General features: G+C 62.5%; 10 protein-coding genes, 1 tRNA gene and 1 pseudogene. 11 read left to right on the top strand and 1 reads right to left on the bottom strand.

Annotated features, from left to right (window positions below; all coding sequences use genetic code 11):
- Positions 1–116 precede the first annotated feature (116 nt).
- From F8D48_RS07840 to F8D48_RS07890, 11 genes are all read left to right on the top strand, one after another.
- Positions 117–3,086, top strand: coding sequence for a helicase C-terminal domain-containing protein (locus tag F8D48_RS07840; protein WP_151430995.1), 2,970 nt, complete (start codon positions 117–119; stop codon positions 3,084–3,086).
- Between the two features lie 13 nt (positions 3,087–3,099).
- On the top strand, positions 3,100–4,359 hold the full coding sequence (locus F8D48_RS07845) for a hypothetical protein (protein ID WP_151430997.1): 1,260 nt from the start codon (positions 3,100–3,102) through the stop codon (positions 4,357–4,359).
- A gap of 57 nt (positions 4,360–4,416) precedes the next feature.
- A complete protein-coding gene (locus tag F8D48_RS07850; protein WP_151430999.1) occupies positions 4,417–7,500 on the top strand; it encodes an aminopeptidase in 3,084 nt (1,027 codons plus the stop codon).
- Between the two features lie 35 nt (positions 7,501–7,535).
- Positions 7,536–7,611 (top strand) — tRNA-Arg (locus F8D48_RS07855).
- A gap of 340 nt (positions 7,612–7,951) precedes the next feature.
- The gene (rpsF, locus tag F8D48_RS07860) at positions 7,952–8,245 is read left to right on the top strand and encodes a 30S ribosomal protein S6 (protein ID WP_135970749.1); all 294 of its coding nucleotides are present in this window, start codon (positions 7,952–7,954) and stop codon (positions 8,243–8,245) included.
- A 51-nt stretch (positions 8,246–8,296) separates the two neighbouring features.
- Positions 8,297–8,776, top strand: coding sequence for a single-stranded DNA-binding protein (locus F8D48_RS07865; protein ID WP_151431001.1), 480 nt, complete (start codon positions 8,297–8,299; stop codon positions 8,774–8,776).
- Between the two features lie 20 nt (positions 8,777–8,796).
- Positions 8,797–9,057, top strand: a complete 261-nt coding sequence (rpsR, locus tag F8D48_RS07870) for a 30S ribosomal protein S18 (RefSeq protein ID WP_135970729.1) — start codon at positions 8,797–8,799, stop codon at positions 9,055–9,057.
- 14 nt (positions 9,058–9,071) lie between these two features.
- On the top strand, positions 9,072–9,665 hold the full coding sequence (gene rplI, locus F8D48_RS07875; RefSeq protein ID WP_151431003.1) for a 50S ribosomal protein L9: 594 nt from the start codon (positions 9,072–9,074) through the stop codon (positions 9,663–9,665).
- A gap of 163 nt (positions 9,666–9,828) precedes the next feature.
- Entirely contained in the window at positions 9,829–11,244 is a 1,416-nt protein-coding gene (gene dnaB / locus F8D48_RS07880) for a replicative DNA helicase (RefSeq protein ID WP_151431005.1), read from the top strand.
- A gap of 9 nt (positions 11,245–11,253) precedes the next feature.
- Positions 11,254–12,531 (top strand): metallophosphoesterase family protein, encoded by a 1,278-nt coding sequence (locus F8D48_RS07885; protein WP_151431007.1) that lies wholly within the window; start codon positions 11,254–11,256, stop codon positions 12,529–12,531.
- Positions 12,531–14,711: an ATP-binding protein gene (locus F8D48_RS07890; protein ID WP_151431013.1), complete on the top strand. Its 2,181-nt coding sequence runs from the start codon at positions 12,531–12,533 to the stop codon at positions 14,709–14,711. The genes F8D48_RS07885 and F8D48_RS07890 overlap by 1 nt, the downstream gene beginning before the upstream one ends.
- 161 nt (positions 14,712–14,872) lie before the next feature.
- Here F8D48_RS07890 and F8D48_RS07895 read toward each other — a convergent pair.
- A pseudogene (locus F8D48_RS07895) lies at positions 14,873–15,148 on the bottom strand (transposase); the annotation flags it as partial.
- Positions 15,149–15,275 lie beyond the last annotated feature (127 nt).

Raw genomic sequence — 15,275 nt, forward strand, 5'->3', positions numbered from 1 at the left:
TACCGAAAGCTATTGAGTACACACCATAACCGAGGCCGATCATCTGTGGAACGCTCGCTTGGACGAGGTTCCTTTTTTTCGGCATCAGGGGTGCGCCGCGAAGGTAGGGCAACGCTATGACACGAGACACTACTCCTCTTGAGGGCCAGCTGAAGAACTTCATTACCGATGGAACGCCCCCTGAGGTGGTCGCCCTCTACGAGAGCCTGCCGGAGCGGGCCCGTACTGGCCATTTTGGCCCCTTCGACGGTAATGTGGTAGTGCTCGATACCGAGACCACTGGTTTCTCTCTTAACCATGACGAGCTCACCCAAATTGCCGCCGCCCGCATGGAAGGCGGCCAGATCGTCGAGTGGTTCATCACCTTCGTGAACCCTGGCAAGCCCATTCCCGATGAAGTCGCCCATTTGACCGATATTCACGATGAGGATGTGGCCGAGGCCCCCACCCCCGCCGAAGCCCTGGCATCGCTCGTGGAGTTTGTGGGAGACGCCGTGGTGGTAGCCCACAATGCGGAGTTTGATCGCAACTTCACGACGAAACATCCTGCTGGTTACCCGCTGCTTGAGAATACTTGGGTCGACTCCCTTGACCTATCGCGCATTGCTCTGCCCCGTATGAAATCCCATCGTCTCATCGACTTGGTGAAGGCGTTCGGCGCCCCGCGCTCTACCCACCGAGCCGATGAGGATGTGGCCGCCACGTGCGCGCTGCTGCGCATCCTCCTGGCCGGTGTGGAGGCCATGCCTCCCATGTTGCTGCGCGAGATTGCCTCCATGGCCACGCCGGAACAGTGGCCCACAGTTGTGGTGTTCCAGTACTTCGCCGAGCAATGCGCTTCAGGAGGAGAAAAGCCCCTGCCGTTTTCCCTGAGGAGCCTGCGGCGCGATCGAGTCGGAGCCATCGACCACCGACCCCTCGTAGATGCGGCGGATATTGTTGCCGATCCCGCCCGTTCCCTGGTGTTCCCCACGGCCGAAGCCGTAGCGCAGGCGTTCACCGAGACGGGGCTTATCGGCTCGCTGTACGACGACTACGAGCAGCGCAATGAGCAGGTGTCCATGGCCGAGGCGGTGCGCAGCTCGTTTGCCCGTTCTACTAACCTTATGGTAGAAGCGGGTACGGGCGTGGGAAAATCCATGGCCTACCTGCTGCCCGCCGCTATCATGGCGCGGGATAACGATATCAACATCGGCGTGGCTACGAAGACCAACGCCCTGCTCGACCAGCTCGTCTACCACGAGTTGCCGGCCTTGGCCGAGGCCCTCGGCGGCGGCCTCACCTATGCATCGCTCAAGGGTTTCTCCCATTACCCCTGCCTGCGCAAGGTGGAGCGCATTGTTGTGGACGGCCCGCGCATGCGCACGGTGGGGAAGGGAGAGCAGCATCAAGCTCCGGCCCTTGCCGGCCTGCTCTCGTTCATCAGCCAGACGACCTACGACGATATCGACAACCTCAAGATCGATTATCGCCTCCTGCCGCGATGGTCCATCACCACGACGAGCCACGATTGCCTTCGCCGCAAGTGCCCGTTCTTCGGAACGAGCTGCTTCGTCCACGGTGCCAGGCGCCGGGCTGAGGCATCGAACATCGTCGTGACCAACCACAGCCTCCTGTTCTGCGATCTCGCCGCCGACGGAGGATTGTTGCCGCCCATTCGCTACTGGGTGGTGGACGAGGCCCATGGGGCCGAGAACGAGGCCCGCCGCGCCTTCTCCATGGACCTGGCCGAGGAGGACATCCTTTCGCTTGTCCGCCGCGTAGCCACCGACGAGGCGCGCCGCAACGTGTTCGTGCGGGCGGAGCGCACGGTCATTATGCCGGGGAACGAATCCTCCGCAACGCTGTTCTATGCTCTCACCGCCAAAGCCCGCAGCGCGGGGCAGGCTTTCGGATCGGCAGCCGAGGCCTTCTGCGCCGCCCTGCCCGAACTGCTGTTCTACGATGCGAACCGCCGCTCGAAGGGCTATGAGACAGTGGATCTTTGGCTCAACGACGAGATCCGTGCCGGCTCTGTCTTCCAGAACATTTCGCGGTTGGGGAAGGCTATGGCCGCGGAGGCCGAGAAGATGGTCACGGCCTGTCAGGAACTGGTGGGTTACCTGGATGACATCGAGGGAGCTGCGGTCATTCAGCGGGAGATCGCCTCCATCGCCATGGAATTGAAGGAGATTATCGCCGCTGTGGACGTGATCTGCGTCCAGTGTCCGCCCCAGTACGTGTATGCCGCCAGTCTCACGCGGAAAAACGATCGTCCCCAGGACAAGCTGGAGGCCCTGCTGCTCAATGTGGGCAGCACCCTAGATGAGACGTTCTACGCGAACACCCATGCGGTGGTCTACGCTTCGGCCACATTGACCGTAGACGGGGGCTTTACCAGTTTCGCCAGCGCCATGGGCCTCAACACGAGTGATTGCTCCCGCACTGACGAACTCATGCTTCCCTCGAGCTATGATTTCGACAACCGCATGATTGTCTATGTCGTTAACGACATGCCAGAGCCCAACGAAGCCTCCTATCTTGGTGCTCTTCAGAACCTGCTTGTCGCTGCTCATAAAGCTCAACGGGGGTCCATGCTCACGCTGTTCACCAATCGTCGCGAGATGGAGCGGTGCTTCGAAGAAGTGCAACCGGCCCTGAAGGAGGACGATCTGCGCCTGGTCTGCCAGAAGTGGGGCGTTTCCGTGAAGGGCCTGCGCGACGATTTCCTTGCCGATGAGCATCTGTCGCTGTTCGCTCTCAAGAGCTTCTGGGAAGGTTTTGATGCCCCGGGCGCGACGCTTAAGGGGGTCGTCATCCCCAAGCTGCCGTTTTCCAAGCCCACTGACCCCCTCTCCTGCGAACGGGCCGCTCGCGATGACGCCGCGTGGCGCCGCTATGTTCTGCCCGCCGCCGTCTTAGAGACCAAGCAGGCTGCAGGCCGCCTCATTCGCAAGGCCACGGATAGCGGCATCCTCATCCTGGCGGACAAGCGCCTCGTGACCAAGGGTTACGGCAAGACCTTCCTTCGCTCGCTTCCCAGTCAGAACATCCGTTTCTGCTCGGCCGCCGAAATCGTGGCCGAAATTGAGCGCAGTGCCCACTAGTGGAGCTTTACCCATGGCGAAGAAGAAGGCCCAGCACGCGCTTCATATCAAGAGTCACACCCACGGCTCCTCGAACGAGATTTCCTTCAGCGTGCTTGATGCGGCCCGCGAGGCCCGGGATGCCGCCGAACGGGATCGACGAGAGGGCGCCGGCGCGGGGAGGGTTCCGCTGTTTACGCTCGGGCGGGGGAAGAAGCCCCGCGCCACCCCGGCCCGAAGCCAGTCCATCGTCATTCCCGAAGGTGCGGCCCCCGCGCGGTCCTCGGCATCATCGTTCGCCTCGGCTGCCGCGGCAGAGGTGGATCGCCGGGCTTTTCGCATCGTTCCCGTGGTCGTGGTCGTTTGTGTGCTCTTGGCCCTGGCCCTCACCCTCGGGCAAACGCTCATCTCTATGCGCACCCAGCAGCAGGGCTTTCGCTCCTCGCTGAACGATAACATCAGCGTTATCACCAGTTGCGATGAGACATTGATTCCCTTCGACGAGTTGGTCATGGCCCAATACGACAGAAAGCGCCTTTCTCCGTCAGCCGCCGGCCAGCATGCCCCTTCTTTCGAGGATCTGTCGGAGGGCTACCGCCGCGTCGTCACCGATATTGCCCCTTCGCGGGCTCAGTTGGAAGAGTCGTTGGCCGCCATTGAATCGATGCGCCCGACCCTCGCCGATAACAATGCCGAGGAGGCAGCCCATCAGGCTGTGACCGCGGCCCGGGCGCGCCTGAACATGCTCGATGCTGGCGTGGCTATCATCGAGCAATCTCTCATGGCCACCGAGGCGTTCCTCGATTGCCAGGGAGGATGGAGGGCCGTCATCAACGCTGACGCTGCTGCTCGGGAGGCGACGGCACTGCTGCGCGAGATGTCCGAGGCCAATGTGCGCGCCTCGATGGAGGAGAGCGACGAGGCCGTAACGCAGCTGAATGACGCCCGAGAGCTCTTCACCAAGGCTCAAGGTGCTTATCCCGGCCTCGATCTGGACTCTTTCATCGCCTATGTGGAGAAGCGCCTTGAGGCGCAGCAGGCCGCCCTCGCCTCCGACCAGGCCTATCTCGATCGCGATAAGGAGGCTCTGGCCGAGGAGAACGACCGCTACAACGCCCTTGAGGCCGAGGCCGCGGCGCTGGCCCAGGATCTGGGCGACGATCCCGATCAACGCGTGGCCAATCGATTCTATGAATCGATTGAGGATCAGGTGACAGTTTATGAGGCCGAACGGCTCAAAGCGGGTAATGCTGATACGTTTCTCCGTGATTATTTGGGCCAGAGCGTCCAATAGCGTATACTAGTAATAATTGTGTCAACAGACCTCTTTGAACGAGGAAAGGCAACGTACATGGCCGAGCTAAACGAATGCGTCGCATACTTGTCTCAGGAAATCGGCCCGCGTCCGGCGGGAACCGAGGAAGAGCAGCGTGCGGCTCTCTATATCAGCGAGACGCTCTCTGCCGAAACGGGCCTGCCCACCACCATGGAAGACTTCCAGTGCAACCCCGACAGCACCCTTCCACGGGCCCTTGTGGGCGGAGTCGCGGTGCTCATGACCCTGGTGGCCACTATCTTCTCCGTAGTCTCGGTTGCCTCTATTGTGATCGGGTTTCTGTGTGTGCTCCTCCTGGCTGCTGAGATTTTCGACAAGCCTGTACTTTCACGCCTGCTCAATCGGGGAGCGAGCCAGAACGTCGTGGCGAAGTACGTTCCCTTGAAGTCGGCGAAGCAGGCGAGTCGCCGGCGCAAGGTCATCATCGTCGCCCATTATGACAGTGGCAAGATCCGCCGCGATTTGAACAGCGCCGTCATTACGGCGCTTCCCCTTCTGTATTGGGTTGAATTTGCTGCTATGGTGCTCATGCCCGTGCTGCTGCTCGTTCGCATGATCGTGACCCCCGCCGATGGCGCCCTCATCGCCTTCAACGTTGCCCTGGCCGTCGCTATGGCTGTGGCGGTGCTGCCGACTCTCTCTTTCGCTCTGGAGAAGCTGAGCACCTACAACGACGGGGCGAACTGCAACGCCTCGGGTGTGGCGGTGCTGCTGGATGTGGCCGCTCGCGTGGCTGCTTCCCGCGATATTCCCGACGGGGACGAACCACTGATCCACGGTGCTGCCGCAGCGGCCTCGGCGGGGTTGGTGCCCGAGGGCGCTGAGCTTGTGTACGATGTTCCCTCGAACACCGACGAGCTGGACTCTTCCATGGAATCGGCGGCCGAACGTCTCGCCGCTGCCAAGGCAGCGGTCGCGGCGCTCTCCGGCAAGCCGGTGGCCGAAACCGAAGCTGTGACCTCTCCCGCCTCTGATCCTGAGGAGGAGGCTCCGGCACCGGCCTGCCCCGACCCGGCCCCGGCCTTGGAGGCAGAGCCCCCGACCGCTTCTCCGGTTATCGTTCCCGTTCAGGCTCCGGCGCCGGCTATCGAGCCCGCGGTGCCCGACTGGTTCAAGAAGGGGCAAGAGCAGGCGAAGAAGCCGAAGGTGGAGAAGCCAGTGCAGCGCTCGCGCTATGCCGCCGCTTTGGAGCGCGCCGAAGAAGAGATAACTGCCCGCGAGGAATCTCAGAAGAGCGCCACAGAGGAGTTGAGCGCCCGCATGCGCGGGATGCGTGCTTCGGTGCAGGCCGCTTCGGCGGCAGCCGGCGCCCAGCCGACCGGTGTGATTGCTGACCTGCCGCCGCTGGAAGAGAGCCCAGCTGCTGTGGCCGCCCCGTCGGTGGAGCCTCAGGTTGCCCCGGTAGCGCCCGTTTTGGCGGATACGCCTATTCCCGCCACCGAAGAGGCTCCCGTCCCGCCTGCGGTTGCCGCCGCAGTGCCGGAGGAAGTGCTGACTCCCTCTCCGGCAGATATTCCTTCTCCCCTTGATCGTAGCGCGGCAGTGGATCTGTCCCAGGTTCCGGCAGTGGCGGCCGATGATCCCGATGTGGTTCTCCGCGAGGGCCAGCGGCCGTTGACGGGCGCCACCGTCGCAGCGCCTCCCGTCGGTGCTTCGCCGCTGGCGGGCATTCCCACTCCGGCTGATCAGGCTGCGGAAGGTTCCCGCCGCCTCGTCATTCCCTCGGTGGGGGAGATTCCCCCGGTGGTCGAGGGAGCGTCGGATTCGTCTCCGCGCAAGCGCCGCGCCATCTCCCTGCCGAATATCGGCATTTCCCAGGAGCTCCCTCGTATCTCCATGGACGATCATCTCCAGGCCGCCCCTTTGGCGGAGGAGCGTCCGGCCCACGATGGCCGGGTACGCGACCTTTCGGCGATCGTGCCCTCTGTCGCTTCTCCGGCGACTCCCCCTGCTGCTCCTCACTCGGCCGCCCTGCGCGACGCCCTGCCGTCTCTTTCCCAGGTCCCGGCGGCGGCCGACCCGGGACTGTCGGGTAGCATCAACTTGGCCGGATCTTTCTCGGCCATGGGCGCCACGGGCGCGGCGGCCCCTCTGACTGACGACATGTTCGAGGCCGCCAGCGAGGATGACCTCTATATCGAGGACGTGGACGATTCGGCTTACATGGAGCAGGTCACCGAGACGGGCGCCATGGCTGGCCCCGGCTATGTGGAGATGCCCAAGAGCCGCTTTGGTCGCATCTTCGGCAAGCGCCGGCGCCACGCTCAGGTTGAGGCTTCCACTCCTCAGGAATGGCTCGACGTCGAGGACACCTTCGATGCCCGCGAGGCGGGTGCCGCGCGAGGCGGCTGGGAGAGCTTCCGCGAGGAAGATGAATTCGATGGCTACGATGAGGACTTCGATCCTCGGCAGACCACGGCCTTCTCTCCCGACTTTGGAGAGAACCAGTCCAACGCGGCCGCTCCTCTCCACCGCCGCGGCCGTCACTTCGAGGGCGGAGCCTTCTCGCGAGGCACCGCCGACGGCGAAGAACCGTTCGATGAGGAGGAGTCCCGGCCCCGTCGTGAGGCCGTTTCCAGCTTCGCCGATGGGCTTCCCGCAGGCTTCGTGTTTGACGATGCCCCCGAGGCAGCGGCCATCGAGCAGTTTCACAGCAAACGCATCGATATGGAAGTGTGGTTCGTTGCCCTGGGCTCTGAGCTTGCCGGTAATGGCGGCATGCGCGCCTTCATGGAGACTCACGAGGCCGAGCTCAAAGGCTCTATTATCATCGAGCTGGAGGCCCTTGGCGCCGGCGAGCTGACCTTGATGGACAGAGAGGGCACCTACCTGCCGAAGAAGGCGTCGAGTCGTATGAAGCGCCTCGTGCGCAAAGCCGGCCAGGCCGTGGGGCTGTCCGTGGGCGATGGTACCATGGAATGGCGCGATAGTGCTTCGGCCTATGCCATGAAGCACGGCCAGCAGGCCATGCACCTTGCGGGCATGGAGGGCAAGAAGCCGACGTTCTTCGGCGAGGCCGATGACGTACTGGAGAATGTCGACGGCGATCAGCTGGCTCTCAACAGCGATTTCGTTATGGAACTGCTGAAGCAAATCTGATATATCTCTCAGCCATGATATGATGGCCCGCATCCGCCCCCGTAGCTCAGCGGATAGAGCGTCGGTTTCCTAAACCGTGCGTCGGAGGTTCGAGTCCTCTCGGGGGCGCCAGAGATTTCCTTGGGCCGCCGCTAGCTTTTGCTGGCGGCGGCTTTTACTTGGTGAAGAGGCGATGCAGACAGTTCGTGTCGGGTCGTTGCAGCGGTTTGCTGGCGGTCTTCGGGGACGGCGGGGCGGTGTGCGGTGGGACTGAGATGCGGCTTTCTTGCGACATAAGTGCGGTTTTGGGCTGGTAGGATATGACTGCGACCGAAGCAATGTGTGATTACCGTGATGGACGCGAGCGGCTTGAGGCCGGGGCGGGGTGTTCTGATAGACTAATCAGGCTATTCCTGCTCCGGCGTGTGCCTTCACCAGCCCGGAGCCGTAAAGTCCAAAGGAGGTGAGCTGGATGAAGGCTTATGAACTGCTGTTTATTGTGCCCCCCACGATCGATGACGAGACTCGCGCTGGCGTGATGAAGCGCATCGAGACCACTCTCGCTGAGAGCAACGGTGTTGTGGACAACGTCGACAACTGGGGCAAGCGCAAACTCGCTTATGAGATCAACGGTCTGTCCGACGGCGACTACACTCTCATCGATTTCCATGCTGATCCGCAGAGCATTGCCGAGCTCGATCGCGTGCTGCGCATTAACGATGCCGTTATGCGTCACATGGTCGTGGCCCGCGCCGATCGCGACTAGTTTGGAAACCGGGCAGTCCGACTGGGCTGCTCACTGTGAGAAGAGGTAGAAATGAGCATCAACCGTGTGATCATCAGCGGCAATCTGACCCGCGATCCTGAGCTGCGCCAGACCCAGTCGGGTATGGCCGTGCTGAGCTTCGGCGTGGCGGTTAACGACCGCCGCAAGAACCCCTCCACGGGCGAATGGGAGGATTATCCGAACTTCGTGGACTGCACGATGTTCGGTGCCCGCGCCAACAGCTTGGCCCAGTATCTGTCCAAGGGCACCAAGGTGTCCATCGAGGGCAAGCTTCGCTGGAGCCAATGGGAGCGTGATGGCCAGAAGCGCAGCAAGCTGGAGGTCATCGTTGACGAGCTCGAGTTCATGTCGAGCCGCAACAGCAACGGTGGTGCCCCGTCCTATGGCGGAGATTCCTACGGCGGAGGCCAGAGCTACGCTGCTCCGGCGCCTGCATATAGCGTCCCTGCCCCCGCGGCCCCCGTCATTGATGCCTCCTCTTCTGTGTACGATGATGACATTCCGTTTTAAGCGAAACGAAAGAGGTTAACATGGCCGATTACGCTAAGCAGCCTCGTCGTAAGTATTGCCAGTTCTGCAAGGACGACGTGGAGTATATCGATTACAAAGATACTCAAACGCTGCGCAAGTATGTTACCGATCGTGGCAAGATCAAGCCCCGTCGCGTCACTGGTGCCTGCACTCAGCACCAGCGCGACATCGCGGAGGCCGTCAAGCGCGCCCGCGTCATGGCTCTCATGCCCTATGCCGTTCCCGCGGTGAGCGGTCGTGGCGACCGCCGCAACCGCTAGGCGAAGGAGGAACCATGAAAGTTATTCTTCTGAAGGAACTCCACGGCAAGGGCGGCGAGGGCGACGTCATCGACGTCAACCGTGGCTATGCCAACAACTTCCTGCTCACTCAGGGCTACGCTGTGAAGGCTACCCCGGGCAATCTGAAGCAGCTGGAGGAGCGTAAGAAGAACATCGCCAAGCGCGAGGAGACCCGCATTGCCGATGCCAACGCTCTGGCTGCGAAGCTCAACGACGCCACCGTGCGCGTTATCGCCCAGGTGGGCGAAGAGGGCGTGCTCTTCGGCTCCGTCACGGCTCCGGCCGTGGCCGACGCCATCGCCGAGCAGCTCGAGGTCGAGATCGACAAGCGCCGTGTCGAGCTGGGCAAGCCGATCAAGATGGTGGGTACCTACGAGGTTCCCGTCTCCCTGTACCGCGACATCAAGGGCATTGTGACCGTGATCGTCGGAGGCGAGGGCATGGATGAGGAGTCCGCTGAGACCGTCGAGGCCTTTGATGAGGCTCTCGGGATTGCTGAGACCCCGGCTCCCGAGACCGTTGAGATCGACGGCCAGGTTTCCGAGGACGGCACCGTCGAGGCTGAGGTGACCGAGATCGAGGAGTAAGCTCCTTTCTGATCGATCCCTGCAAAGGCCCTCGTTCGCGAGGGCCTTTTTCTATCCTGAGACCCATCGTTGGGGCCTGTTTGTTTCCCGTGAAACAATAGAGCGCAAGAGGGGCGGGGAGATTCACGCTACAATAGAGGAGACCTAAGAGAAAGAGTTTTTTATGTCGTTTGCCCCCCAGGACCAGGACCCGCAGAGCCAAGGCGTCATCGCACCCCGTGCGCAGCTTCCTCAGAATATTGAGGCCGAGCAGTCGGTGCTGGCTGCTTGTATTCTCAATCACGAGGTGACCGAAGAAGTGGTCATGCGTATTCGGCCCGAGAACTTCTTCCGTCCCGCTCATCGGGTCATCTTCGAGGGTATCCAGAATTTGATCGGTCGCCGCATTCCCGTGGACCCCATCTCCCTCGCCGACACCCTGAAGGCCCTGGGCCAGTTGGAGGCCGTGGGAGGGCGCGCCTATTTGGCGGAACTTGCCGACAACACGTTCTCGCTCACAAGCTGGGAGCGCCATGTGGAGATCGTGAAGCGCCAGGCCATTCTGCGCGACTTGGTGTTCGCCTCCGCTCAGATCAACGCCCTGGCCTACGACGCCCCCGATGATGTGAACGAAGTCGTTGAGGAAGCGGAGAAGATGTTGCTTGAGGTAACCGAGAAGCGCGTTTCCTCCACGTTCCGCAAGATGGACGAGCTCGTAGCCGAGGCCTATGAGCAGATCACCCTTTTGGCGAACCAGCGCAATCATGTGGTGGGCGTTCCCACGGGCTTCAAGGATGTTGACGACCTGATCCACGGGTTCCGCGGGGGAGACCTGGTGATCTTGGCTGCTCGTCCCGGTGTGGGCAAGACGTCCTTCGCTCTGAATCTGGCCACCAATGCCGCAAAGGCCGGCGTGGCCGTCACATTCTTCTCGTTGGAGATGGGTGCCGAACAGCTGGTGCAGCGTATCTTGTGCTCCGAGGCCCGCGTGTCGCTCTCGAAGCTGCGCAGCGGCCAGATCGCCGACGGCGACTGGGGCGCCCTGGCCGAGCATTCGGGGAGGCTCGCCGCATTGGACATGTACATCGACGACACACCGGGCCTGTCCATCTTGGAGGCCCGCGCCAAAGCCCGCCGGGAACTGCGCAACGTAAAGGAGGGTCAGAAGGGCCTTATCGTCGTAGACTACCTGCAGCTCATGGAGCCTGGCCCCAACACGCGTAACAAGAGCACTAACGACCAGGTTGGCGAGATCTCCCGTGGACTGAAGATTCTCGCGAAGGAAATGAACATGCCGGTCATTGCCTTGTCCCAGTTGTCGCGCGCCGTGGAGCAGCGCGGCAAGGACAAGCGCCCCATGCTCTCCGACCTGCGCGACTCCGGTTCCATCGAGCAGGATGCCGACATCGTCATGTTCATCGATCGGTCCATGAGTGAAATCGAGGCCGAGAGCGAGAGCCGCCCCGATCTGGGCACGGCAAAGCTCATCGTGGCAAAGCACCGCAATGGTGCCACGCGCGATATCGACCTCGCCTTCAATCCGGAATTCACCAAGTTCATGGATTTCGTGGACGATTCCCGTTTCGATTCCTCCTTCTAGGAAGCGCCATTGAATCCGTCGCTGACATTCATCCATGCCTCCGATTTGCATATCGGTGCCCCCTTTCGCGGTTTAAGGGAGCTGTCGGAGGAGTGGGCGCGGCGGCTTTCCGATGCCATTCCCGCCGCCTGGGATCGGGTGGTGGAAGCGGCGCTGTCCCGCAAGGTGGACTTTGTAGTGGTGGCCGGCGACATCTTCGATTCCACCCGTGCCTCCTACCGCGATTACCTGCGCTTCTTCGACGGCCTCAAGAAACTCGACGCCGCAGGTATTCCCTCCTATCTATGCACGGGAAACCACGATCCGCTGAGCCTGTGGCAGAGGGACTTCTTCGCATTGCCGGCATCGGCCACGATGCTCGCCGCCGATCGGCCCGACTTCGCTCTCTATGAGCGGGGAGGCGAACCCCTTGCCATCATCGGCGGCCGGGGATATCCGAACAAGGTGTGGTCGCCCCAGGAGGACATTGCCGCAGGCGTCACCCGTGACGCTGCCGAGAAGGCCCTCGGCCCCCGCGCCGCAGCAGCTCCTTTTGCCGTGGGCGTGCTGCACACGGGGCTGACGCTCGATCCTGTGAAAGCGCCCACTGACCCGGCGGCCTTACTGCGCGCTGGCATGGACTATTGGGCCCTCGGCCACATCCATCGTCGCTACGCGAACGACGATTCCGATCCGCGCATCGTGTTCTCCGGCTGCATCCAAGGGCGCGATGTGAGGGAAACGGGTCCGCGGGGCGTCTACGTCGTTACGCTGGCTGAACAGCGTCCTCCAGCTCTGACGTTCATCCCCACGGCCTCGGTAGTATGGGAGCAGCTTGAGGTCGACGTGTCCGACTGCGCCAACATTCCGGCCTTGGTTGACAAGGTGATGCGGGAATTGTTCGCCGTGAACGGCACTGTCTCCTGCGAGATGATGGTGTCTCGCATTACGCTGACCGGATCTTCGGGTCTGCATGAGGTGCTCGGCCGCCCCGGCGTGCTCGACGATGTGCGGTCCTCTGTTAACGATGCCTATAGTGAATTCTTCTGCGATGCGCTCATCGACCGCACGCGAGCGCCCCTCAACGAGGAAGCCCTGCGGGCCGAGGGCATGTTCCCGGCGGTATTCCTGCGCACGGCCGACGCCATGGCCGCTGATGTGACAGGCCAGATCGATTACATCCAGGAGGAGTTTCTCGCGCGGAACATCCCGCTCACAGCGGCGCTTTCCGAAAAGAAAGCTCGATGCCTCGCCGCCGAGGCCGCCGATCTGGTGCTCGACCTGCTCGTGCAGGGAGGCGATGCGTGATGGCGCGGACGACCCCCTTTCTGCGCTATCTGCGCATCGAGCGCTTTGGTCGCTTCCATGACAAGACCGTGGGTCCTTTCGATGAGCATCTGAACATCGTCTACGGTGGCAACGAAGCGGGCAAAACCACCCTGGCCGCCTTCGTCGGCGGCGTGCTGTTCGGATGGGAGGAGGCCCGCGGCCGGCGGAACACCTACAAGCCCGCCGGTGCCGAGCGGAGCGGGAGCCTGATCTTCTCCGACGGCCGCACGCTCTCGCGCACGCGCAATGTCGATGGTATCGACGGGGACGCAGCCCTGGTGGAGGATATCGACAGGGACACCTTCCGCACAATGTTCTCCTTGAACAGCGACGAGTTGCGCAGTTTGCGGAATACGACCGACACTACGGCGAAGCTGCTCACGGCCGGCTCGGGCACCTCGTCGTCGCCAGCCCATGCTCTTGCCCAAGTGAGCGAGCGCTTGGCGGCGTTCACCTCCCGCGCGGCTGGGGCCACGCAGTCCATTCCGCAGTTGATCGCCCTGCGCAACGAGCTGCGCGAGCGACAGAATGAAGCCGCCGACCAGGCCGACCGCTGGCGCGCCCAAGACCGCGAGCTGCACGAGCTGGAGCCGGAACGCGCGGCCATGGCCGAGCGGGTTGACGAGAGCAATCGGCTCATCGAATCGCTCTCCTCGGCCCGGGCGGCCCTGGAGGCTCTCGACGGGGAACGGGACAAGCTGGAGCAGGAGATCGAACGGCTTGAGGGGGTTCAGGCCGCCGCAACCTCTGAGCAGCGAGAACGCGAGTGCGGGGCGGGGGCGTCCTTGGCTCGTCTGAGCTCCAACGAGGACCGCGCCCTGCGCGACCGTCTCGACGCCCTCGCGGCCCAGCAGGCCCGTCTTGCCCACGGCACCGATGTCGCTCGGGCGAATTACACCTCGTCGGCAGCGGTGTACGAGGCTCTGCTGGAGACGGAGAACGGTCGCGACGAGCAGCAGCGCTTACGGACAGATCGGCGCATTCAAGTGGCTTTCTGCGTGGTCATCCCCGCCGTGCTATTCCTGCTGGGCGTGCCCCTGTTCATCGAGGGCCGCGATCGCGGAGCCCTCAGCTATATGGCCATCGGCTTCCTGCTCACGGTATTTGCCGCATTGCTGGCCCTCGGCGGCTTCGCTTTGCTCTTCCGCCCCAGCAAGCACGACACTGCGCTCAAGGAGCGTTTCCAGGATGCCCACTGGGTCATGGTGCAGGATAAGAAGAAGCTCGAGGCGTGCCAGGCGGAGGAGCGGCAGGCTCAGATTCGTCTCGCAGAGGAGCTGGAAGAGCTTGGACTTGGGGCCGCCGATGGCTCTCTGCGCCAGGCTCGGGTGCTCTTGGACGAGGCGCGCGATGCCCGCGCCGATGCGGCGCTGTGCCGTCAGCGCCAGCAGGCGGCGGCAGCTCGGGCGGCTCAAGCCAGCGTCCGCTTGGCCGAGATCCGCCGGGAACGGGCGGCGGCCACGGCTCGGGCGGGCCTTCCTCCCGAGGCCCACCTCTCCGAGGTAGAGGCCGAACTCGAGCGCCGCTTGCGTCAACGGGCCGGGCTGCTAGAGGCCTTCGAGTCCATGAACCAGCGAGCCGGCGAGTTGGCGACCATCCTCTCCCAGGCCGAGGCTGAGGGCTCGTTCGATCGCTACAAGATCGAGGTGCAGCAGGTATCCACGCGCCTTGACGAGGCCCGGGCCGACTTTGCCCGCCTGCTCCTCGCTAAGCGCATGCTCCAAGCGGCCATCGCCACCTGGGAATCGAAGCAGCAGCCGGAGGTGTACGCGAAGGCGAGCCGTCTCCTGTCTCTCATGACCGAGGGTCGTTGGACGGCGGTGGAGCTCTCTTCTGGGGGAACCCTGTTGGTGGCCGATGCGGCTCGATGCACGCGCGAGCCTGTCCATCTGTCCCTTGGAACATGTCAGCAGCTGTACTTGGCTCTGCGCATCGCCCTGCTCACGAGCGCCGACAATGTCGGCCGCGCTATCCCCATTCTCGCCGACGACATTCTCGTGAACTTCGACGATCGCCGCCGCATCGGCGCCGCCCAGGCGTTGGTGGAACTGGCCCGAACCCGCCAGGTCATTCTGTTCACCTGCCACCCAGAGGTGGTGCGGGTTCTGAAGAAGGCCGCCAAGCAGGCCGACTGCTCGACCGTGATCATCGATTTGTAGAACCCGTCCGCTGCTGTGCGGCGCCCCTGTCGTCCCGACGCTTCCCTCGGGCTTCCCCTCATGTGCGGCCAGGTCCTTTCCCTCGGTGTCTTCGCCCTTTGGAAAAGACCCGTAGCTGCCGAACTGAACTGCGTCCCAAAACTTGGACGAATTAGTAAGGACTAAGCTGCTAAGGACTGATTTCGGAATTCCTCCGGAGTCAGTCCTTTCAGTTTAACCTGTCGTCTCCTCGTATTCCAATGAACGATGTAAGCGTCCAGATCTTTCTTGAACTCTTCGAAGGTAGCCCATTTCCGACCCTTGAAGAACTCATCTTTGATATGACCGAAGATCTGCTCGGTAGCCCCGTTGTCGATGCAGTTGCCCTTTCTCGACATGCTCTGCACGATGCCATGCTCTCTCAGTCGCTCGGCCCAGGCCCTCTGCTGGTATTGCCAGAGTCAATTTGCGAGGTTAGCCGAACGGCCCCTTCCAGAGCGAGGATTCCTCCGCACTCAGCTGAACAGTTCAGCTGAGTATGAGAATGGCCCTTGCAGGACCGACACTGCGGCATGGGGATGCGGT

The organism is Adlercreutzia muris (assembly GCF_008831045.1).
Classification (GTDB): Bacteria; Actinomycetota; Coriobacteriia; order Coriobacteriales; family Eggerthellaceae; genus Adlercreutzia; species Adlercreutzia muris.